22 protein-coding genes are annotated in these 20284 nt (G+C 71.0%); 10 read left to right on the forward strand and 12 right to left on the reverse strand.

Going from position 1 to position 20284, the window contains the following annotated elements; genetic code table 11:
• Nucleotides 1-5: 5 nt before the first annotated feature.
• From Q0967_RS03835 to Q0967_RS03845, 3 genes are all read left to right on the forward strand, one after another.
• Nucleotides 6-1274, forward strand: coding sequence for an amidohydrolase (locus tag Q0967_RS03835; protein ID WP_298746583.1), 1269 nt, complete (start codon nucleotides 6-8; stop codon nucleotides 1272-1274).
• A 240-nt stretch (nucleotides 1275-1514) separates the two neighbouring features.
• Nucleotides 1515-2498 carry an ATP-binding cassette domain-containing protein gene (locus Q0967_RS03840; RefSeq protein ID WP_298746581.1) on the forward strand — a complete coding sequence of 328 codons (984 nt, stop codon included), beginning with the start codon at nucleotides 1515-1517 and terminating at the stop codon, nucleotides 2496-2498.
• Nucleotides 2495-3358, forward strand: a complete 864-nt coding sequence (locus Q0967_RS03845) for an ABC transporter permease (RefSeq protein WP_298746578.1) — start codon at nucleotides 2495-2497, stop codon at nucleotides 3356-3358. Before Q0967_RS03840 ends, Q0967_RS03845 begins: the two co-directional genes overlap by 4 nt.
• Nucleotides 3359-3519: 161 nt before the next feature.
• Here the strand turns inward: Q0967_RS03845 and Q0967_RS03850 are convergent, their stop codons facing one another.
• From Q0967_RS03850 to Q0967_RS03860, 3 genes are all read right to left on the reverse strand, one after another.
• Nucleotides 3520-4302, reverse strand: a complete 783-nt coding sequence (locus Q0967_RS03850) for an alpha/beta fold hydrolase (protein ID WP_298746575.1) — start codon at nucleotides 4300-4302, stop codon at nucleotides 3520-3522.
• Nucleotides 4303-4449: 147 nt separating this feature from the next.
• Nucleotides 4450-5388: an ornithine cyclodeaminase family protein gene (locus tag Q0967_RS03855; protein ID WP_298746572.1), complete on the reverse strand. Its 939-nt coding sequence runs from the start codon at nucleotides 5386-5388 to the stop codon at nucleotides 4450-4452.
• Nucleotides 5388-6599 carry an amidohydrolase family protein gene (locus Q0967_RS03860; protein WP_298746569.1) on the reverse strand — a complete coding sequence of 404 codons (1212 nt, stop codon included), beginning with the start codon at nucleotides 6597-6599 and terminating at the stop codon, nucleotides 5388-5390. Before Q0967_RS03860 ends, Q0967_RS03855 begins: the two co-directional genes overlap by 1 nt.
• A 42-nt stretch (nucleotides 6600-6641) precedes the next feature.
• On the opposite strand from Q0967_RS03860, the gene Q0967_RS03865 reads away from it, so the two are divergent.
• Nucleotides 6642-7352, forward strand: a complete 711-nt coding sequence (locus tag Q0967_RS03865; protein ID WP_298746566.1) for a 5'-methylthioadenosine/adenosylhomocysteine nucleosidase — start codon at nucleotides 6642-6644, stop codon at nucleotides 7350-7352.
• Here Q0967_RS03865 and Q0967_RS03870 read toward each other — a convergent pair.
• The gene (locus tag Q0967_RS03870; RefSeq protein ID WP_298746563.1) at nucleotides 7331-8350 is read right to left on the reverse strand and encodes a 1-aminocyclopropane-1-carboxylate deaminase; all 1020 of its coding nucleotides are present in this window, start codon (nucleotides 8348-8350) and stop codon (nucleotides 7331-7333) included. The genes Q0967_RS03865 and Q0967_RS03870 overlap by 22 nt on opposite strands.
• An 85-nt stretch (nucleotides 8351-8435) precedes the next feature.
• Between Q0967_RS03870 and Q0967_RS03875 the strand changes: the two genes are divergently transcribed.
• From Q0967_RS03875 to Q0967_RS03895, 5 genes are all read left to right on the forward strand, one after another.
• A complete protein-coding gene (locus Q0967_RS03875) occupies nucleotides 8436-9107 on the forward strand; it encodes a GntR family transcriptional regulator (protein ID WP_298746561.1) in 672 nt (223 codons plus the stop codon).
• 123 nt (nucleotides 9108-9230) lie between these two features.
• Complete coding sequence (locus tag Q0967_RS03880) at nucleotides 9231-11711, forward strand: DNA topoisomerase (ATP-hydrolyzing) subunit A (RefSeq protein ID WP_298746559.1); 2481 nt, start codon at nucleotides 9231-9233, stop codon at nucleotides 11709-11711.
• A 75-nt stretch (nucleotides 11712-11786) separates the two neighbouring features.
• Nucleotides 11787-12017: a FitA-like ribbon-helix-helix domain-containing protein gene (locus tag Q0967_RS03885; RefSeq protein WP_298746556.1), complete on the forward strand. Its 231-nt coding sequence runs from the start codon at nucleotides 11787-11789 to the stop codon at nucleotides 12015-12017.
• Nucleotides 12004-12414, forward strand: coding sequence for a type II toxin-antitoxin system VapC family toxin (locus Q0967_RS03890; RefSeq protein ID WP_298746553.1), 411 nt, complete (start codon nucleotides 12004-12006; stop codon nucleotides 12412-12414). The genes Q0967_RS03885 and Q0967_RS03890 overlap by 14 nt, the downstream gene beginning before the upstream one ends.
• A gap of 197 nt (nucleotides 12415-12611) precedes the next feature.
• The gene (locus tag Q0967_RS03895) at nucleotides 12612-13106 is read left to right on the forward strand and encodes a carbonic anhydrase (RefSeq protein WP_298746550.1); all 495 of its coding nucleotides are present in this window, start codon (nucleotides 12612-12614) and stop codon (nucleotides 13104-13106) included.
• 798 nt (nucleotides 13107-13904) lie between these two features.
• On the opposite strand, the gene Q0967_RS03900 is transcribed toward Q0967_RS03895, so the two are convergent.
• A complete protein-coding gene (locus Q0967_RS03900) occupies nucleotides 13905-14294 on the reverse strand; it encodes a VOC family protein (RefSeq protein ID WP_298746547.1) in 390 nt (129 codons plus the stop codon).
• Nucleotides 14295-14597: 303 nt separating this feature from the next.
• Nucleotides 14598-15014, reverse strand: coding sequence for a dihydrofolate reductase family protein (locus Q0967_RS03905; protein ID WP_298746544.1), 417 nt, complete (start codon nucleotides 15012-15014; stop codon nucleotides 14598-14600).
• A gap of 220 nt (nucleotides 15015-15234) precedes the next feature.
• Between Q0967_RS03905 and Q0967_RS03910 the strand changes: the two genes are divergently transcribed.
• A complete protein-coding gene (locus Q0967_RS03910; RefSeq protein ID WP_298746541.1) occupies nucleotides 15235-15750 on the forward strand; it encodes a hypothetical protein in 516 nt (171 codons plus the stop codon).
• Between the two features lie 51 nt (nucleotides 15751-15801).
• Here Q0967_RS03910 and Q0967_RS03915 read toward each other — a convergent pair whose 3' ends face one another.
• From Q0967_RS03915 to Q0967_RS03940, 6 genes are all read right to left on the reverse strand, one after another.
• Nucleotides 15802-16599 (reverse strand): class I SAM-dependent methyltransferase, encoded by a 798-nt coding sequence (locus Q0967_RS03915; RefSeq protein ID WP_298746538.1) that lies wholly within the window; start codon nucleotides 16597-16599, stop codon nucleotides 15802-15804.
• 139 nt (nucleotides 16600-16738) lie between these two features.
• Nucleotides 16739-17893, reverse strand: a complete 1155-nt coding sequence (locus Q0967_RS03920; protein ID WP_298746535.1) for a hypothetical protein — start codon at nucleotides 17891-17893, stop codon at nucleotides 16739-16741.
• Entirely contained in the window at nucleotides 17890-18408 is a 519-nt protein-coding gene (locus Q0967_RS03925) for a SigE family RNA polymerase sigma factor (RefSeq protein ID WP_298746531.1), read from the reverse strand. The genes Q0967_RS03920 and Q0967_RS03925 overlap by 4 nt, the downstream gene beginning before the upstream one ends.
• Nucleotides 18409-18622: 214 nt before the next feature.
• Nucleotides 18623-19117 carry a hypothetical protein gene (locus Q0967_RS03930; RefSeq protein WP_298746528.1) on the reverse strand — a complete coding sequence of 165 codons (495 nt, stop codon included), beginning with the start codon at nucleotides 19115-19117 and terminating at the stop codon, nucleotides 18623-18625.
• On the reverse strand, nucleotides 19114-19608 hold the full coding sequence (locus tag Q0967_RS03935; RefSeq protein ID WP_298746525.1) for a hypothetical protein: 495 nt from the start codon (nucleotides 19606-19608) through the stop codon (nucleotides 19114-19116). Before Q0967_RS03935 ends, Q0967_RS03930 begins: the two co-directional genes overlap by 4 nt.
• A gap of 233 nt (nucleotides 19609-19841) precedes the next feature.
• The gene (locus tag Q0967_RS03940; protein WP_298746522.1) at nucleotides 19842-20156 is read right to left on the reverse strand and encodes a hypothetical protein; all 315 of its coding nucleotides are present in this window, start codon (nucleotides 20154-20156) and stop codon (nucleotides 19842-19844) included.
• Nucleotides 20157-20284: the final 128 nt, after the last annotated feature.

Here is a 20284-nt window from a genome sequence, read left to right on the forward strand (position 1 = left end):
GCCCCATGAGCACCGCGACCGCCGCCGTCCTCCAGCCGCTGCCGACGATCCGCCCCTGGCTGGAGGACGTCTACCGCCACCTGCACGCCCACCCCGAGCTGTCCATGGCCGAGCACGCGACGGCCGCGCGCGTCGTGCAGGAGGTGTCGGGCATGCCCGGCGCCGACGACCTCGAGGTGCACACCGGGATCGGGGGGACCGGGGTGGCGGTGGTCGCGCGCAACGGCGACGGCCCGACCGTGCTGCTGCGCGCCGACATGGACGGTCTGCCGGTCGCCGAGGACACCGGGCTGGACTACGCGTCGACGGTGCGGGTCACCAACGAGGCCGGCGAGCAGGTGCCGGTCATGCACGCCTGCGGCCACGACACCCACGTGGCGACCCTGCTGGCGTCCCTGCGCCTGCTGCTGGAGGGTCGGGAGCACTGGGCCGGCACCGTCGTCGCGGTCTTCCAGCCGGCGGAGGAGCAGTTCAACGGTGCCGAGGCGATGGTCGCCGACGGCCTGGTCAACCTGCTGCCGCGTCCGGACGTCGCCTTGGGCCAGCACGTGCTGCCCGGACCCGCCGGGTCGGTGCAGGTGGCGCCGGGGCCGATCATGGCCAGCTGCGACGACTTCCGGATCACCCTGCACGGCAAGGGCGGGCACGGCTCGGCGCCGCACACGGCGATCGACCCGGTCGTCATGGCCGCGTCGCTGGTGATGCGCCTGCAGACGGTGGTGTCCCGGCAGGTCTCGCCGCAGGCCACCGCCGTGGTGAGCGTCGGCCGGATCGCCGCCGGCACCAAGACCAACATCATCCCGGCGCACGCCGTGCTGGAGGGGACCGTGCGGACCTACGACGGTGCGGTGGCGGCGCACTGCCTGGAGGTCATCGAGCGCACCGCCCGCGCCGAGGCGCTGGCCTGGGGAGCCCCGGAGCCGGGCTTCGAGACCTTCGACCACCTGCCGGTGACGGACAACGACCCGGGGGCCACCGCACGGGTGCGGGACGCCCTCGTCGCCGAGCTGGGCGAGGGGCAGGTGCGCGACTTCACCCCCGAGATGGGCTCGGAGGACTTCGGCGAGCTGCCGGCCGCGTGGGGGGTGCCCGGCTGCTACTGGGGCTTCGGCGCCTTCGACGCGCAGGACTGGGGTGCCGCCGAGGGGCGCGGCACGGAGCGGTCGGACTTCCCGGACAACCACTCCCCGCACTTCGCCCCCGTGCTGCAACCGATGCTGGACACGGGTGTGCGGGCGATGGTCGCCGCGGCGATGGGGTGGCTCGCCCGCTGAGCGATCCGTCGCGGAGTCTGCCACCGAGCGCCGCGAGTGGTTGCGCCCACCGCCACCGAGCGCCGCGCATGGTTGCGCCCACCCCCACCGAGCGCCCCGCATGGTTGCGCCCACCCCCACCGAGCGCCGCGCATGGTTGCCCTGTGCCGCCCGCCCGGGCAGAGCCGATGACCCTCGCCCGGGACGGCGGCCTCACCTTAACGGGTGGGGTGTGTCGGTAGACCGCAGTAGCATCTTCGCGTGGCCCTCATCGAGGCGCACGACCTGCGCAAGACCTACCATTCCCGCTCCGGCGACGTGCACGCGCTCGCCGGGTTGTCACTGACCGTCCCGCAGGGCACCGTCAAGGGTCTGCTGGGCCCCAACGGGGCCGGCAAGACCACCACCGTCAAGGTGCTCAACACCCTCCTGCAGCCCGACTCGGGCACCGCGAGCGTGGCCGGGGTCGACGTGCTGCAGGACCCGGAGGGGGTGCGGCGGGTCATCGGCGCCAGCGGCCAGTACGCCGCGGTGGACGAGCACCTCACCGGCCGGGAGAACCTCGAGATGGTGGGCCGGCTCTACCACCTCGGTGGGGCCAGGTCCAAGGCGCGCGCCGCCGAGCTGCTCGAGCAGTTCGACCTCGCCGACGCGGGAGACCGGCCGGTCAAGGGCTTCTCCGGCGGCATGCGGCGGCGCATCGACCTGGCCTGCGCCCTCGTCAACAGCCCGCAGATCCTCTTCCTCGACGAGCCCACCACCGGGCTGGACCCGCGCAGCCGGCTCGGCCTGTGGGAGGTCATCAAGGACCTGGTGGCCCAGGGCACCACCGTCCTGCTGACGACCCAGTACCTCGAGGAGGCCGACTACCTCGCCGACGACATCAGCGTCATCGACCACGGCACGGTCATCGCCGAGGGCACCGCTGACGAGCTCAAGGCCCAGGTCGGCGGGCACCGGGTGGTGGTCACGCTGGTGGACGCCGACGACGCGGACACCGCTCGGGCCGTCCTCGCCCGGCACGGGACCGAGGAGGTCCAGCAGGACACCGGCGGTCGCACCCTGTCGGTCCCGGTCACCGAGGGCCCGGGCGCCCTGCAGCACGTCCTCGCCGACCTCGACTCCGCAGGGGTCCGGCTGCACGACGCCGGGATGCGGCGGCCCACCCTGGACGACGTCTTCCTCCGGCTGACCGGCCGGGAGCAGGCCGACGACACCACGAGCGAGCTCGAGGAGAGCGCATGAGCACCGACACCGCGGCCCCGCCGGCCCGGGCCGCCGACGACGGCCAGGGACCCCACGCGGCCAGCCCACTCGCCTCCTGGGCCAGCGACGTCCGCACCGTGACCTGGCGCAACCTCATCAAGTTCCGCCGCAACCCCGAGATCCTGCTCTTCGCGGTCCTGCAGCCCATCATGTTCGTCCTGCTCTTCTCGCAGGTCTACGGCGGCTCGATCGAGATCGACGGGGGCAACTACACCGACTACCTCATGGCCGGCATCTTCGGCCAGACGGTCCTCTTCGGCTCCACCTTCTCCGGCTACCAGATGGCGCAGGACCTCAAGGAGGGGATGATCGACCGCTTCCGGACGCTGCCGATGCACGACTCGGCCGTCCTCTTCGGTCGCACCAACGCCGACCTCGTTCTCAACGGCGTGTCCGTCGTCATCATGATGATGAGCGGCGCGCTGGTGGGCTGGCGCTTCCACGAGGGCTGGCTCAGCTTCCTCGCCGGCGTCGGGATCCTGCTGCTCTTCAGCTATGCCTTCAGCTGGGTGATGGCGCTGCTCGGCATCGTGGTCCGCACGCCCGAGGTCATCAACAACGCCTCGTTCATGATCCTCTTCCCGCTGACCTTCATCTCCAACGCCTTCGTGCAGACCGACCGGCTGCCCGCGGTGCTGGAGACCTTCGCCAACTGGAACCCCATCTCGGCCCTGGTGCAGGCGGTGCGCGAGCTCTTCGGCAACACCGGGGCAGCAGCGACCCCGGACACCTTCCCCATGCAGAACCCGATCCTCACCACCGTGGCCATGTCGGTGCTCATGCTCGCCGTCTTCGTGCCCGTGGCGGTCAACCGGTTCCGCCAGGCCTCCTCGCGCTGAGGGGCACGGGCTGCCCCCCGACGAGCCCCGGGCGATGGCCGCGGCGAGGTGGGCGGCGGCTGAGGTAGGCGGCGGCTGAGGTAGGCGGGCGGGTGATGGGCGGGGATCCAGTGGGCTGCGGCGCCTGTGGACTGTGGTGAGCTGGGGCTGCGGTGGGCTGCTCAGCTGGTCCGGTCGAGGATGAGCCGCGCGGCCTCGTCGGGTGCGTCCCACTGGGGGAAGTGCCCGCACCCCTCGAACCAGTGCAGCTGCGCGTCCGGGAACGCCGCCACGGCGCGCTGCGCCTGGCGGGGCAGGGTCACCAGGTCGCGGCGCCCCCAGCCGATGGTGGCCCGGCCGGGCAGCGTGCCGGCGGGGGCACCCTCCTGCTTCGGTCCTCTCGTGAGCGCGTCCATCGCCGCCCCGGTCGAGGGGGCGGTGGCCAGCCCGCGCAGGTCCGGCAGCACGGTCTCGGCGGAGAGCGCCCAGGGCCGGGCCGAGAACTGCGCCAGGAGGGCGGACCGGGAGACGGGGTTGCCCACCAGGGTCGGGAGCGCACCCTGCAGCGCCCTGACGAGCCTGATCGAGGGACGCAGGGTGCCACTGAAGACGGCGACCTCCCGGTCGGTCCAGAAGCCGCCCGGGTCCAGGGCGACCGTGTCACCGCCGCGCCCACGGCGGGCGAGCTCGAGCACGATCCGCGCCCCCATGGACTGACCGGCGGTGGACACCGCCCCGAGCCCCTGCTCGTCGATGAAGCCAGCGACCGCGTCGGTCAGGGTCGTGATGGAGACCTCCCCGGCCAGGGGCGCGGACTGCCCGAACCCGGGCAGGTCGACGGCGATGACCTCCCGCTCGGCGGCCAACCGGTCGAGGATGGGCGCCCAGGACTGCGAGCCTGCCCCGAGACCGTGGACCAGCAGCAGAGGACTGCCGCTGCCACGCCGGACGTGATGGAGAGTCATCCGTCGATCCTAGGTCGGGGGGTCTGCGACCTGCCTGGTGGGAGCGGCCAGACCGATGGATGTGCGGAAACGGTGCTGCATGTCAGTCGCTCTGACAACGGATGTGCCGCACCGTTTCCGCACCACCCTGCGGCCGCTCGACCCTGCTCAGGAGGACGTGGCGACTCGCCAGACCAGGACGGCTGCGGCGAGGTCCTCGGCGGCCGTGCCGACGGACTTGAAGACGGTGACCTCGGACGCGTCGCGGCGGCCGGGTGAGCGGCCCGAGACGACGTCGGCGAGCGTCGTCGCGACGTCCTGCTGGTTGAGCGTGCCGCGCTGCAGCGGCCCGACCAGCTCGCCGGCGGTCTGCGCCGCCTCGGCGACGTCGACGACCACCCGGGCGGCCGTCATGAGCTCCTCGTCGGCCTCGGTCATCGTCGGCAGGAAGGAGCCCACGAGGTCGACGTGGGTGCCGGGCTGCACGTCCCGCCCGAGCACCAGCGGACTCGTCGCCGAGGTGGCCGTGGTGACGACGTCGGCGGTGCGGACCGCGGCCCGCAGGTCGTCGGCGACGGCCGCGGCATACCCCTGGGTGCGCAGCTGCTCGACGAGGGCGGCCGCGCGGTCGCGGTCGCGCGCCCAGACCCGGGTGATCCCGACGTCGCGGACCGCGGCGAAGCAGGCAGGCACGGCGGCGGCGACGTTGCCCGCCCCGACGAGCAGGTGCTCGCCGACCCGCTCGGGGGCCAGGTGGTCGGCGGCCAGGGCGCTGGCGGCGGCGGTGCGCCACCGGGTGAGCTCGGTCCCGTCCAGGACGGCCACCGGGGAGCCGGTGGCCTCCTCCAGGAGCAGGTAGGTCGCCTGGATCGCGGGCAGCCCGCGCTCCCCGTTGGCCGGGTGGTGGGTGGCGACCTTGACCCCGAGCCACCCGTGCAGGCCCCAGGCCGGTTTGAGCAGCAGCGTCGCAGGCGGCTCGCCGCCGAGCGGCTCCAGCGTGCGCTCCGGCACGGTCGGTCCCGGGCCGGCGAAGACAACCCGGAGCGCCTCGACCAGCGCCTCGGGGTCGAGGCCGGCCCGGACGGCGGCGGCGTCGAGGACCTCCATCAGACCGGGGCCCGCTCCCCCGCCAGCCAGACCGAGGACACCCGCTCCCCGAGGCCGGCCAGGTCGTCCCACGCCCCGTCGAGGACGACGACGTCACCGACCTTGCCCGGCTCGAGGGTGCCGTGGTCCTCCCCGACACCGAGCAGCTCGGCCGCGACCTGGGTGGTGGCGTGCCACGCCCCCAGCTCGCTCATCCCCAGGTCGCGCATGATCGCCAGCTCGTCGAGGTTGGTGCCGTGGACGCCCACCCCGGAGTCGGTGCCCATCGCCACCTTGACCCCGGCGGCGATGGCGCGGCGGACGGACTCGTCGTGCGCCTCGGACACCATGCGGGCCTTGGCGACCACGGCGTCCGGCAGCGGGACCCCCGCGTCGGCCTGGGACAGGACAGCGCGCGGCGCCAGCAGGGTCGGCACCAGCCAGGTGCCACGCTCGAGCATCATCTCGATGGCCTCGTCGTCGAGGTAGATCCCGTGCTCGATGGAGCGGATCCCCCCGCGGATGGCCGTCTTGATGCCGTCGGTCGCCTGCGCGTGCGCCATGACGTGGAGGCCGGCGGCGGTGGCCTCGGTCACCAGGGCGGCGATCTCGTCGTCACGCAGGTGGCCGTGCAACGGGTTGCTGCGCGGCGAGAGCACGCCGCCGCTGGTGGCGACCTTGATGACGTCGGCGCCCCCACGGACCAGCTCGCGCACCTTGCGGCGCATCTCGACGGGGCCGTCGACCACTCCCGAGGGGCAGCCCGGGTGCTCGGGCATGAGGTCCACATGGGCGCCGCACAGCTGCCACCCGTCGCCGTGACCGCCGGTCTGGCTGATCATCGTCAGCGCGATCTGCATCCGTGGGCCCGGCGTGACGCCGCGGCGCACCGCCTCGGCGACCCCGAGATCGGAGCCGCCGGCGTCGCGCACCCAGGTGATGCCCGTCGCGAGCGTGGTGCGCATGCGCTCGGCCGCCTGGAAGAAGGCCAGGCTGAAGGGGGTCTGCAGGATGCGGCTGATGCTCGGCTGCTCGAACATGAAGTGCACGTGGCAGTCGAAGAGGCCCGGCAGCACGGTCTGACCGGTGCAGTCGACGACGGTGTCCGCCTCGACGCCGAGGCCGGGCCCGACTTCGATGACGCGGCCGTCGACCACGTGGACGTCCGCGACGCGGGGCTCGGACAGGGTGCCGTCGACGACCGTGCCGCCGGTGAAGAGAGTGCTCGTCATGCTCCCGAGGCTAACCGTGACCGGTCTGCGATGATCGGCGCCATGCTCGCCATCCTCGGGGCCATCGAGACGGAGGTCGCCGACAACCGGCGGCTGCTGGACCAGCCGGTCGAGCTGCGGGCGGGTCACCTCACCCTCCACCGGGGCCGTCTGCACGGGGTCGAGGTGCTGCTGGCCCGGTGCGGCGTCGGCAAGGTCAACGCCGCCATGGCGACCACCGTCCTGCACTCCGCCGGCGCCACCTCGCTGTTGTTCACCGGCGTCGCCGGGGGCGTGGCCCCCGGCCAGCGGGTCGGCGACCTCGTCGTGGCCACCGACCTGGTCCAGCACGACGTGGACGTCACGGCGCTGGGCCGGCCACCCGGTCAGCTGCTGGGAGAGCCGGTGTCCTGGGCGGCGGACCCGGCGATGAGCGAGCACCTCGTGGCCGCCGCCGACGCCTGCGCCGCGCGCGACGGCAGGACGCTGCACGAGGGCCGTATCGCCTCCGGTGACCAGTTCGTCGCCTCCGCGGCGCGGGCGGCGGCCGTCCACGCCGAGTTCGGTGCGATCTGCGTGGAGATGGAGGGTGCGGCGGTGGCCCAGGCCGCCACGTCGCTGGGGATGCCCTTCGCCGTCCTGCGGGCGCTCTCCGACACCGCGGACCACGGCGCCGCGCAGGACTTCCCCGCCTTCCTCGACGGGTCGGCGAGGCTCATGGCCGATGTCGTGGAGCGCTACCTGCGCGGGGCTCAGTCGAAGATCGCGCTGTAGGCGTTGAGGGCGAGCTGCCCGCCCAGGTGGGCGTAGAGGACCGTCGAGTCCGCCCCGATGGTGCCGTCGCCGACGAGGTCGATGAGCCCGGCCATGGACTTGCCCTCGTAGACGGGGTCCAGGATGACGCCTTCCAGCCGGCCGACCGTCCGGATGGCCTCGACCGTCGAGGAGTCGGGGATGCCGTAGGCCGGGCCCTCCCATCCGGGCAGGACGGTGATCTCGTCCTCGCGCAGGTCGCGGCCCAGCTCGAGCAGCCCGGCCGTGTGCGTGGCGATCCGGCGCACCTGGTCCCTGGTCTTGTCCAGGGTCGCCGAGGCGTCGATGCCGATGACGCGGCGGGGCCGCCCGCCGGCGTCCTCGATCTCGGCGAAGCCAGCGATCATGCCCGCGTGCGTGGACCCGGTCACCGTGCACACGACGACGGTGTCGAAGAAGACCCCGAGCTCGGCCTCCTGGGCCACCACCTCGTGGGCCCAGTTCGCGAAGCCGAGCCCGCCCAGGGGGTGCTCGGAGGCACCGGCCGGGATGGGGTATGCCGTGCCGCCGGCCGCCTCGACGTCGGCGAGCGCCGCCTCCCAGCTGGGGCGGATGCCGATGTCGAAGCCGGCGTCGTCGAGCCGGACGTCGGCGCCCATGATCCGGGACAGCTCGATGTTGCCGACCCGGTCGTTGCCCGGGTCGTCCCACTCCACCCACCGCTCCTGCACGAGCACCGCCTTGAGCCCCAGGTGGGCCGCGACCGCGGCGACCTGCCGGGTGTGGTTGGACTGGTAGCCGCCGATCGAGACGAGGGTGTCCGCACCCGAGGCCAGGATGTCCGGGACGATGTACTCCAGCTTGCGGGTCTTGTTGCCGCCGAAGGCCAGCCCGGAGCTCACGTCCTCCCGCTTGGCCCAGATGCGCGGCCCGCCGAGGTGGTCGCTGAGCCGGTCCAGCGGGTGCACCGGGCTCGGCCCGAAGGTCAGGGGGTGTCGGGGGTGGTCTGACAGGGCCATCGCGTGCTCTCCTCCTGGTCCGCCGGCCGGACCGCCACAACCAATATATTGCATATCGCAGGAGGTCCGCGTCTACGCTGGGGGTATGCCCGTGCCCACGACCCCGACCCCGGCCTCCGCGTCCCGTCGCCTGCTGCGCGACGACGTCTACGGGCGGATCCGCGACGAGATCGTGCGCGGCCGGCTGGCCCCGGGCGAGAAGATCAACGACGCCGAGCTGGGCGCCTGGCTGGGGGTGTCGCGCACCCCGGTCCGCGAGGCCCTGCTGCGGCTGGCCCGCGACGGCCTGGTGCTGGCCAGGCCCGGACGGGTGACGACGGTCGCGCCGGAGGACGAGACCGTGCTCGCGCACGCCCGCGAGGTGGTGGCCGAGCTCCACGCCCTCGCGGTGCGGACCGCGGCCCCGCGACTGGGCACCGAGGAGCTGGCGGCCATGGACGAGGCCACCGCCCGGCTCCGCGCGGGCCTGGCCGTCCCCGATCCTGCCGCCGCCCTGCAGGCCGACGACGACTTCCACGCCGTGCCCGTCGGGGTCGCCGGCAACCCGATCCTGGCCGAGCAGCTGGACGCGGTGACGGCGATGCTGCGGCGGGCCGAGTTCCTGCACTTCGGCTCGATCACCGGCGGCGACTCCCCCGCCGAGCACGACCTCATCGTGCGTCGGCTCCGCCAGGGCGACGCGGTCGGTGCCGCGGAGGCGACCCGGGCCAACTGGCTCGGCCTCGGCCGACCCGGACCCCCCGAACCTCCCCGGTGACCGCCGCGCCCGCCCCCCGACCGCCGCGCCTCCGCCGTCATCCCCGGCGCGCGGCATACCCTGGATCGACCCTGACACGCCCGTCCGGGCCTCCGTGAGCACGAAAGGTCGCCCCACCCCCTCATGGCTCGTCGCAAGCGCCCGCAGAGCGAAGACCTCTTCGACGTGGAGGAGAAGATCCTCGAGGTCGACGTCCAGGAGGAGATGGAGGGTGCCTTCCTGGAGTACGCCTACTCGGTGATCTACTCCCGGGCGCTGCCGGACGCCCGGGACGGCCTGAAGCCGGTGCAGCGGCGCATCCTCTACGCGATGAACGAGCTCGGGCTGCGGCCGGACCGGCCGCACGTGAAGTGCTCGCGGGTCGTCGGTGAGGTCATGGGTAAGTACCACCCGCACGGGGACACCGCGATCTACGACGCGATGGTGCGGATGGCGCAGCCCTTCACCATGCGGCTGCCGCTGGTCGACGGGCACGGCAACTTCGGCTCCCTCGACGACGGCCCCGCGGCCAGCCGCTACACCGAGGCCCGCATGGCGCCGGCGGCGCTGCTCATGACCGGCGGTCTCGACGAGAGCACCGTCGACTACGTCCCCAACTACGACGACCAGCTGTTCCAGCCCGAGGTGCTGCCCGCGGCATACCCCAACCTGCTGGTCAACGGTGCCACCGGGATCGCGGTCGGCATGGCGACCAACATGCCGCCGCACAACCTCGGCGAGGTCATCGGGGCCGCCCGGCACCTCATCGCCCACCCCGAGGCCGACCTCGAGGCGCTCATGCGCTTCGTGCCCGGGCCGGACCTGCCGCTGGGCGGGCGGATCGTCGGCCTGGACGGCATCCGGGAGGCCTACGAGAGCGGGCGCGGGTCGTTCAAGACGCGCGCCACGGCGCGGATCGAGAACGTCACACCGCGCAAGAAGGGCATCGTCGTCACCGACCTGCCCTACCTCGTCGGGCCGGAGAAGGTCATCGAGAAGGTCAAGCAGCTGGCGCAGGCCAAGAAGCTGCAGGGCGTCTCGGACATCATCGACCTCACCGACCGAACCAAGGGCCTCCACCTGGTCATCGAGATCAAGACCGGCTTCAACCCCGACGCGGTGCTCGAGCAGCTCTACAAGCTCACCCCCATGGAGGAGTCCTTCGGGATCAACAACGTGGCGCTCGTCGAGGGGCAGCCGCGCACCCTGGGGCTCAGGGACCTGCTGCAGGTGTATGTCGACTTCCGCACCGACGTGGTGCGACGCCGGACCGCGCACCGGCTGGGCAAGAAGAAGGACCGCCTGCACCTGGTCGAGGGCCTGCTCATCGCGATCCTGGACATCGACGAGGTCATCCAGCTCATCCGGGCCGCCGAGGACGTCGCCACCGCGCGGACCCGGCTCATGCAGGTCTTCGACCTGTCCGAGATCCAGGCCAACCACATCCTGGACCTGCAGCTGCGCCGGTTGACGAAGTTCTCCCGGATCGAGCTGGAGAGCGAGCGGGACGAGCTCAAGCGCGAGATCGAGGCCCTGGAGGCGATCCTCGCCGACCAGCAGCTGCTGCTCACGGTCGTCAGCGACGAGCTCGCCGCGGTCGCGGCTGCGCACGGCACGCCGCGCCGCACCGTGCTGCTGGAGAGCGACGGGACGGGCGCCGCGTCCGCGGCGGGGGGCCCTGCGGCCGGGGCCAAGGCCGCGGGCATGGACCTCGAGGTCGCCGACGACCCGTGCTGGGTGCTGCTCTCCTCCACCGGCCTGCTGGCGCGGGCCGGCGTCTCGGACGAGGAACCGCTCAGCACCGGCGGGCGCCGGGCCAAGCACGACGTAATCCGGTCGCGGGTGCGGACCACGGCCCGCGGGAGCGTGGGTCTTCTCACCAGCGCCGGCCGTGTGGTGACCCTGTCGGTGGTCGAGCTGCCGGCGCTGCCACCGTCGGCGGAGGCCCCGAACCTCTCCGGGGGTGCGCCGCTGTCCGCCTTCGTGGACCTGCCACCGGGCGAGCAGGTGCTCGGCCTGTGCACCCTGACCGGCGACGGGCCCGGGTTGGCGATCGGCACCGAGCAGGGGGTGATCAAGCGGGTCAACCCCGACTACCCCGGCAACCGTGACTCCTTCGAGGTCATCTCGCTCAAAGACGGCGACAGCGTCGTCGGTGCGGTGGAGCTCGCCACCGGTGAGGAGGAGCTCGTCTTCGTCACCTCCGACGCCCAGCTGCTGCGCTTCGCCTCCTCATTGGTCAGGGCGCAGGGCCGCTCGGGCGGTGGCATCGCGGGCATCAAGCTGGGTGCCGGTGCACGGGTCATCGGCTTCGCCGCCGTGGACTCGAGCGTGGAGAACGTCGTCGTCACGGTGGCCGGGCCCCCCGGCGCCGCCCCGGGCGCCCAGACGGGGTCGGTCAAGGTCACTGATCTGTGGGCCTACCCCACCAAGGGCCGCGCGACCGGCGGGGTGCGCTGCCACCGCCTCCTGCGCGGCGAGGACGCCCTCGTGCTGGGCTGGGCCGGCGCGGCTCCCCCGCGCGCGGCATCCGCCAACGGCGTCGCCGTCGAGCTGCCGGAGACCAATGACAAGCGCGACGGCTCAGGAGTCCCCGCCGCCGCCCCCATCGCCGCCGTCGGCTGAAGCGGTCGATAAATACACCGCACTGCCGGTGACCGCGAGGTTCCTTGTTGGCTCTTGTGGAGCCATAATGGCGCCATGCCCAACATTCAGATCAAGGACGTCCCTGAGGAGACGCACGCGGTGTTGCGGGAGCGTGCGGCGGCAGCCCACCAGTCGCTGCAGGAGTACCTGCGCGCCCGGCTCATCCGGGAGGCCCAGCAACCGACGCTGGACGAGGTGCTCGAGCGGGCCGGCAGCCGGGCCGGCGGCACGCTCCCCCTGGCGGACGCGGTCAGCGCGCTGCGGTTCGAGCGTGCTCGTCGTTGATGCCAGCGTCCTGGCCGTCGCCCTGCTCGACGACGGACCGGACGGGGACCAGCTTCGTGCCCGCCTGCGCGGTGAGGACCTGGCGGCGCCCAGCCTGATCGACCTGGAGGTCGTGTCGGTGTGGCGCGGTCTCGCGCGCGGCGGCCAGCTGGACGCTCGGCGCGTGGCCTTCGCCCTGGAGGACCTGCGCGCCCTGCCGCTGCAGCGGGTCGACCACGGGGCGCTGGTCATGCGCTGCTGGGAGCTGCGGCAGAACCTCACCGTCTACGACGCTTCCTACGTCGCACTGGCCGAGGCAATTCAGGCAACACTCCTCACCGGAGATCGGCGCATCGCGCGAGCCCCAGGCCCGACGTGCCTCATCGAAGTTGTCAAGCCCCGCTCACGTCCGCACTGACATGCCGCAGTCGGCATGGGCGGTGGCGGCGATGTGAGGACTACGACGACTGACCCAGAGGGTCCATGGGACCCGACATAATGATCACTTATGCGGATGCCAAGACGGTGTAGAGTTGGGTGGCGGGCGAGGCGCCCTGTCGCTCCACCGGATGAGCCCTGGACGCCGCGCCAGGACTCATACTCCAAGGAGCAGCGATGACCGTCACCGACACCCTGCTGGCCAACAACGAGGCGTATGCGTCACAGTTCAGCGGTCCGCTGCCGCTGCCTCCCTCGAAGCACGTGGCCGTTCTCGCCTGCATGGACGCGCGTCTCGACGTCTACCGGGCGTTGGGGTTGAACGAAGGGGAAGCGCACGTCATCCGAAACGCCGGCGGTGTCGTCACCGAGGACGAGATCCGTTCCCTGGCGATCAGCCAACGACTCCTGGGAACGACGGAGATCATCCTCATCCACCACACCGACTGCGGGATGCTGACCTTCACCGACGACGAGTTCAAAGAATCCATCCGCGTGGATACCGGCTTGCGCCCCCCGTGGGCGGCCGAGGCGTTCCCCGACGTGGAGGAGGATGTTCGCCAGTCGCTCGGCCGTGTCCATTCCAGTCCCTTCATCCCCCACAAGGAATCGGTTCGCGGTTTCGTCTTTGACGTCGCCACCGGACGACTTCACGAAGTGACGGCACGGTGAGTTGGTCCTCGCGGACCTACTCCGGCACGTTCAAGCTCTGCCGCGTACCGGGGTGTGATCGAGGCTCTCATGTCACGGAAGGATGAGAGTCCTGGCAGCACCGAAGAAGTACCCGGAGGAGCGTCGGGACAGGGCGATCCGGGTGGCGCTCGATCTGCGGCGTGACCAGCCGACCAGGACCGGTGCGCTGCGCCGGGTGGCGAGAAGCTGGGCGCCAACCCAGAGGCCTCCCGAGCTCGGCTGACCTGCCATGTATGGGTGTGACACGAATCAGGGTTGGGGCTGAACCACGGACGAGAGTTCGGCATCGGACCACGGGTCTGCCGCCAGGTCGGGCTTGGGGCTCAGGAGCGACCAGGCTGGTTCTGCTTTCCCAGTTCTCCCCTCTGGCAGGCTGATCAAGGCCGCCACTGCGACATCTGGGCGCACGCCGGCGATCCGTCGCACCTCGGTGGTCGTGTCCTGGAAGGCCACGTCCTCGTCCAGCACGTGGCCTAGCCGCTCGGGCTGAACCTCTGCACCGGACAAGACATAGAACTCGCCTCTGTACGACAAGCCCGTGCCATTCGCTCCCTGCCCTCTCGGCTCAACCACAAGGACACAGCCCAGCACGAGCAGAGCCCCGCACATGACAAGGCAACGTGCCACGGCCCATCGCCCGCGTGATGCCATCACGTCGCCAACGTAGTCCCTCGCGCCCTGAACCGAGGCGCGACCGAGCACCCGTCTACAGGCGTCCGAGACTCTGGCCGCGTGGAGCGTGGCAGGCACGCTGCCCCTGTCAGGGTGAAGCAACACTCACAGGTCGAAGGCGACGGGATGCCGCGCTTCATAAAGGAGGATCTTCCCCGCGGCGGCTACGGGCAGGTCGATACCTACCCCGAAGCCCATCTCCTCTGGCTTCCCGTCGAAGTGAGCACCACGGGATTCCAGTTCTTTCATCGTGCTGGGCAGGTCATCACACATCAAAGCGATTTGATGCTGGCCTTCCGGTCCCCAGGTCTCACCACCTGGGCCACGGGTGGGGTGAACCCCGATCTCGCTGGGTCCAGTTCTGAAGATCAGCCATTCCTCGGGCTCGTCGGTCGAGCCCTCGGTGACGTAGGGCCACCGCAGCACCTTTTTGAAGAACCTCCGCGTCGCCACAGGGTCGGTGGAGTAGATCAAGGTATGCACGGCGTTGATCATGCTCGATGGTATCCGGATCGACGTCCGCACTCGGTTCTCCATCTGTTCACGCCTCCGGCCGGTCCATCCATAGCAACAACGGCCAACGCGGTCGTGCGGGTGCTGTGCGAGGAGCCCACTGGTGGCGAACTCCGCTGGATCGGCCTGGTGGTCGAGCGCCCAGACGACGGAGATCAGATCGATGTCATGCGCGGCGGCGTCAACCGACACGCGGCGTCGGAACGCTGTATGGAGAGTGTTGAATGGCAGACCGCCTCTGGAGGTGCGCCTCGCGTCGGGGGATCGCATACCGCTGAGGTGCTTCTAGGTGATGACGCGGTAGCGGAGGTGGGTCTCACTGGCGAAGGCAAAGGTCTCGAGGCGTTCCAGCTCGATGTGCTGCCCGAGCCCCGCGAACAGCGAGATGCCGCTGCCCAGCAGGACCGGCGCGATGTCGAGGTGGAGCTCGTCCACGAGTCCGAGCACGAGGCACTGTCGCGAGATGCTCCCCCCGAGCAGACTGACCCACTTGTCTCCCGCCGCCTGCTTGGCCGACTCGACCGCCAGCCCGATGTCGTCGACCACGAAGGTGTACCTGACTCCGTCCCGCTCGATCGGCTCATGAGGGCTGTGGGTCATGAGATACACCGGCACTGTGAGCATGCCACCGTAGGGGATCTCGCCGTCCTCGACGGTCTGCGTCTTGTTCGCGCCCCCGACCACGGCGCCGATGCGTTCCATGACTCTTCCCACGACGGCGTCGTCTTCGGGAGCGGAGGGTCGACCGGACATCCAGTCGACCCCGGGCACGAGGGCCCCCTCGCTCAGCGTCCAGGACGCTGGAGCACCTGGGGCGCAGCAGGGACTGAGCCAGGTGACGTATCTGAACCTCCCGGTCAGGCCTCTCTCCCCTGCACCCACGACGCCCCGGCGTCTGGAACGACTCATCGGAAGGACCACCATGGCCGCGATCACCGGCATCCTGTGCCAGGTCATCACGAGCAACATCGACGACGCGGGAACGGATGGCCGCGTATACCTCGGCCTGGGCGGACGCGAGTTCCGACTGGACTCCGAGAAGGATGACTACGAGCGTGGCTCGTGGCGCGAGTATGCGCTCGGCGAGCTGCCACCCACGACAACACCGCCACAGCTGATCGACGTGGTCGACCCGGCGTTCAACGATCCGCGCATCGGGATGCCTCTCGACACGGGCAACCTGACGAAGAGCCCGGTCTACCTACGGTTCGAGCCCTCGGGTGACAGCCCCAACTGGAACCTCGCGTTCGCCGCAGCGCTGGTGTACGACGGGGGATTCGTCGCAGCGTTCACGGTGCCGGTCGCCTTTGACAACCTGTGGTTCGGGGACCGGATGGGAAAGATCGTCTACCTCACCGAGTACATCCGGCGCGACGAGGGAAGAGTCTTGAGTCGGGGGCACGCCGTCGCCCAGCGGACGACGAGCACCACCGACTGATGCGCAGGCGGCGCACGGCCCCCGGTGGGCAGCCGCTCGAAGGTATGCCTGTCACGATCGCTGCGCGAGCACGACCCACTCCCGGTCCGGGCGGTCCGGGGCGTCTCGGACCTCGCGGATGGTGAAGCCTGCCTCGGCGAGAGTTCGCTCCACCTCGCGCAGGGACCGGAAGATCAGCGTCGACTCGCTGGGCACGACCGTGCCATCGGGCAGCGTGTTGTTGGAGCGGAAGGTGACATAGGGCTCCTCCACGCGAACCAGCTCGAAGGAGTCCCGCACCTCCCCCAGGCCCTGGACCTGGTAGGCCGAGGAGCCCCACCGCGCCCACTCCTCCCACGCGCGACGCTGGGGTATGCGGGTCTCGAAGACCAGGTGCCCACCGGGGACGAGCACGTCGTGGATCGCGCGTAGCGTGCTGAGCCATTCCTCGTCGGTGAGGAAGACCTGGGCGACGTTGCCGGTCATCGCGGCCAGGTCGGCGGGCAGGCCGGTCTGGTGCCCGCCGCGTCGGTGGGTCTGCTCACCGCCGGAGGGGCTCGTGTCCTGGATCAGCTCGGGCAGGACCTCCGCGGTCCCGTGCACCCACCGGACGAGCTCGGCACCTGACTTCCCACGAGCCACGTCGAGCATGGCGCCGGCGGGGTCGACCCCGGTGACGGCATACCCTCGGCCCGCGAGCAGGATCGCCAGCACCCCGGTGCCGCAGCCGACGTCGATGACCGAGCGGCCCCCGAGCTCCTCCACGATGGCGGCGTAGTGGTCGAGGTCCTCTCGTGAGCCCTCCGCCACGTCGTACATCGCGGCGGATACGGGGTGATCGAACTCGTTGGTCTGCTTCTCGTCAGTCACGGACCCGATGGTCCACGACCAGCACCCCCGGGGTCGACCCGATATCTGAGGGGCACCGCGCGCGCTCACCTCGGGCCTCGAGTCCGAGCGACCGCGTCGTCCCGGGCGGGCCCATACACCGTCCGAGAGCTACTTCGAGTCAGGGCTCGATGACCTCCACCTGCTGTGGGGGGCCGCCGTCGGCGGGAGTCCAGACCATCCCCGGCATCGGGTCCTCAGACCTCAGGCCGGTCAGGGTCACCAGCTCCGCGTAGACCGGCTCCTGTCCGACGAAGGACTCGCCCGACAGTGACACCGTCCTGACCACCTCCGACGGGTCGCCGGTGCTCTCACCGGGGGGCGGCTCAGGGTCAGCCAGCGACACCTGCCCCGGCCCGGGACCCACGACCAGCAGCTCGACCTCGCCATCGTGCGAGGTGTCGAACGGGACCGCGACCGGAGCCCCGTGGGCATCTACCGGGCCGGCGACCTCCCCGCGCCGCATGAACCACAGGCTCCCATCCGCCTGCCTCCCGACCCACGACTCCGTGGCGCGGTCTCCAGGAACGGCATCCTGGTCTCGCGCCTCCGACGTCACCGAGCGCGGGGCGACGTGGTCGAGCCCGTCGCTGCTGCGCCAGGTGGTGGCGATCTGCGTGCCCTCAGCGGCCGGTCCCTGGACCAGGTAGGCGACCATGTCCGTGCCGGGGACCGGCACGATCGCGTCCTGCGGCACGACGGTCGCACCATCGACGGTCAGGACCGTCAGCTGCCCCACGTCCGCCGCCGTCATCCGAGCGACCACGAGACGATCACCGACCCGCAGGACGCCTTCGATCCCGACAACCTGGTCGGAGGAGTCCGCATCCGCACCTATTGCCGTCTGGACGTCCAGCTTCTCGGGCAGCGAGTCAGAGCCGGCGGTAGAAGTAGCGAACACCAGGACGCCACCGCACCCCTCGACCTGGGCAGCGACCACGGTGCCGCCACCCTGGACGGGCAACATCGCGCCGTCGATCTGATCGGCGGCCACGGTGCCGGCGCCCACCTCGCCGCCGCTGCGGGTGATGGGGCAGGTCCACGGCGAGGCCGGCAGCGCACTCTGCGCATCGCCGGGGAGCCAACCACCAGCCCAGGCGCCGGCGGCGAGTACGGCAAGCGACGCCATACCCCCCACGAGGACCTGGCGGGTGCGGCGGCGCCGGTAGGAGCGGGCGGAGAGACGGGTCACCTCCGTGGGGTCCAGCACCAGGTCGACCGGAGTCGTCGCCTCAGCGAGACTGCGCCGGAGCTGCTGCTCGATGTCGGTGCTCATGGGTGGACCTCCTGCATCACGAGGTGTTCCCGCAGGCGGGCGAGCCCACGGGAGGCCGCGCTCTTCACGGCCCCGGTAGAGATGCCCAGCTCGTCGGCGCACTGCTGCTCGGACAGGTCGCAGTAGTAGCGGAGCACGACCACGGTCCGCTGCCTCGAGGGCAGCTGCCTCAGGCCGCGGATCAATCGGTCCTGCTCCCCGGCGGCGTCCGCGTGATCCGGGGCCGGCGCAAGCAGCTCCCCGGTGCCTTCGCCGACGAGCACACGCCCTGCTCCACCCCGCCGCCACTCCCTGCGGGACAGGTTGACCATGACGCGTCGGGTGTAGGCCACCGCCCGCGGCACGTCGATCCGACGCCACGCGCGGTACGTGCGCAGCAGCGCACCTTGCACCAGGTCCTGAGCCGCGTGCACCTCACCGGTCAGGAACCACGCGAAGCGCAGCAGCTCAGGGCTCGCCTGCTCCACGAACGCCGTGAACTCGGCGTCGCGCTGCCGCCGTGCGCCTGCACCCACCTGTGCCTCCTCGCTGGACGCGCCTTCTCCTACCTACTAGCCCACCTGGTCCGAGAAGGTTGCCTCGCCACGACACACGTCTTTCCGCCTCCCAGGAAAGAGCCACACCGTCGTGCCGATGGGTTGCCAGGGAAGCGGCCAGTCGTGGGTGCCGGCTGCTGGTCGCCGGTCGCCCACCCACGTGCACCGTAGGGACCTAGACCTGCCGGACGAGCTACCGGAACTCCGGAAGCATGTGCGGACAGGCGTCCTGCGGGTATGTGTCCCTCGGCACCTCCCGGGACGGGTCCCAGTACTCCTGGTCGTGCCGAAGAGTGTGCAGCCAGTGGTCCCATCCGGGAGCCGGGCTGATGTCGTACCCGTGCGACCGCAGGCACGGTGCCAATTCGTCCTTGAAGTAGTCGTACAGGCGCCTGCACATCGCATCGGACGGATGCAGGAACTCAGTCTTGATCGGGAACTTCGCATAACAGGTGTAGAGGGCCCATCCGATAGCCCTGCGCTGCTCAGGGTCCTCCCGATGCCACGGGTACCGGATGCCGCCATCCTCGACATGGACGTCAGTCCATCCCGACTCACGCATGCATGACACGACCCGCTCGACCTGGTCCCTTGGCACAACCTCCTCAACCACATCGACGGGCGGTGGATCCTCGACACCGAAGGTCACGGCTACGTCCCGGAGATACTTCTCGTCCGCGGCAGTCATGACGTCCTCTCGGACATCCTTCGTGACTCCCCTGAAGGGTCGTGGAGGGCGCCCATCTGACGTGGTCGGGCGGGGAGAGGTGTATGCCGTCGAGGGAGGTTCCTCGTCTGCCGGACCGCCCGGAACCCGACGACGACCAGCCATGTCACCGCCAGAGTTTGCGCGAGCCCACCGGACATCGCGGTCACCCAGGAACCACCGACTCCCAGCCACAGGACCCACGACACGGGCGGCACCACCGCTATGACACCAGCAGCAAGCCCCTCGACCGCCAGCACGAACCACGGATGCGGGGAGAGCCGACCCAAAAGCGCCAGGACGACGAAGGCGAGGGACAGGAGGACCGTGAGCGCCCACAGCCCCCAGTAGTCAGCCATCGACACCTCGGCGAGCGCGTCCGCTGTGGCCCGCACGGGCCACCCGGTGGCCCACAGCACCATGAGCAGGACAGGGATTCGCGCCAGCTGTAGTGCCGAGACGTTCTTCTGCACCGGTGCCTCCTCCTGCCCGTCCCACCGGTTCAGGCACACGGGCACTGGATGAATCCCCCACCCTGCCTCATCACCGCCGCGGTCTCAACCGATCAATTCTCTCGCGAATGCTGGCCAAGAATGCCCGACGGGGGCCTGATCGGTTCACGGGAACTGCCGCGTCGAATAGTGGACGTCTCCGACCGCCGCATGGCGGGATCAGGCCGTACGCCTGGCCCGGCCCGAGTCCGAGGTCACCCGTCCGCGGGCCCCTCACCGGGCTCGCGGACGAGCCGCAGGTGGCGTTGCAGCACCGGGCGGGCCTCCTCCAGCACCGCGTCCAAGCCACGCACCGCCGGGTCGGGATAGAACCCGGAGGTCTCGTTGGCGCGGTAGTAGAGGCCGGCGGGTCGGTGGGCACCGTCGACCAGGTGTGGCCATGGGAGGTAGATGACCGTGACAGGTTCACCCTCGAGGTCGACCTCGCTGCTGCGGGGGGCCTCCTGCTCGGTCGGGAAACTCAGGATGACGGCACCCTCGTCGGTGGCTCCCGGGCCCTGGTCCGTCATGCCCATCACCGTACCGCCCGCGGGCGGAGAGTGGGGCCAACCCGATCCAGCGACGTGGCCATCTGGTCGACCACGGCGCTGCGCTGCTCTACCACCCTTCCCGGGGGCATGCATACCCGGACCGGCCG

Source organism: uncultured Serinicoccus sp. (genome assembly GCF_947500995.1).
GTDB lineage: Bacteria > Actinomycetota > Actinomycetes > Actinomycetales > Dermatophilaceae > Ornithinicoccus.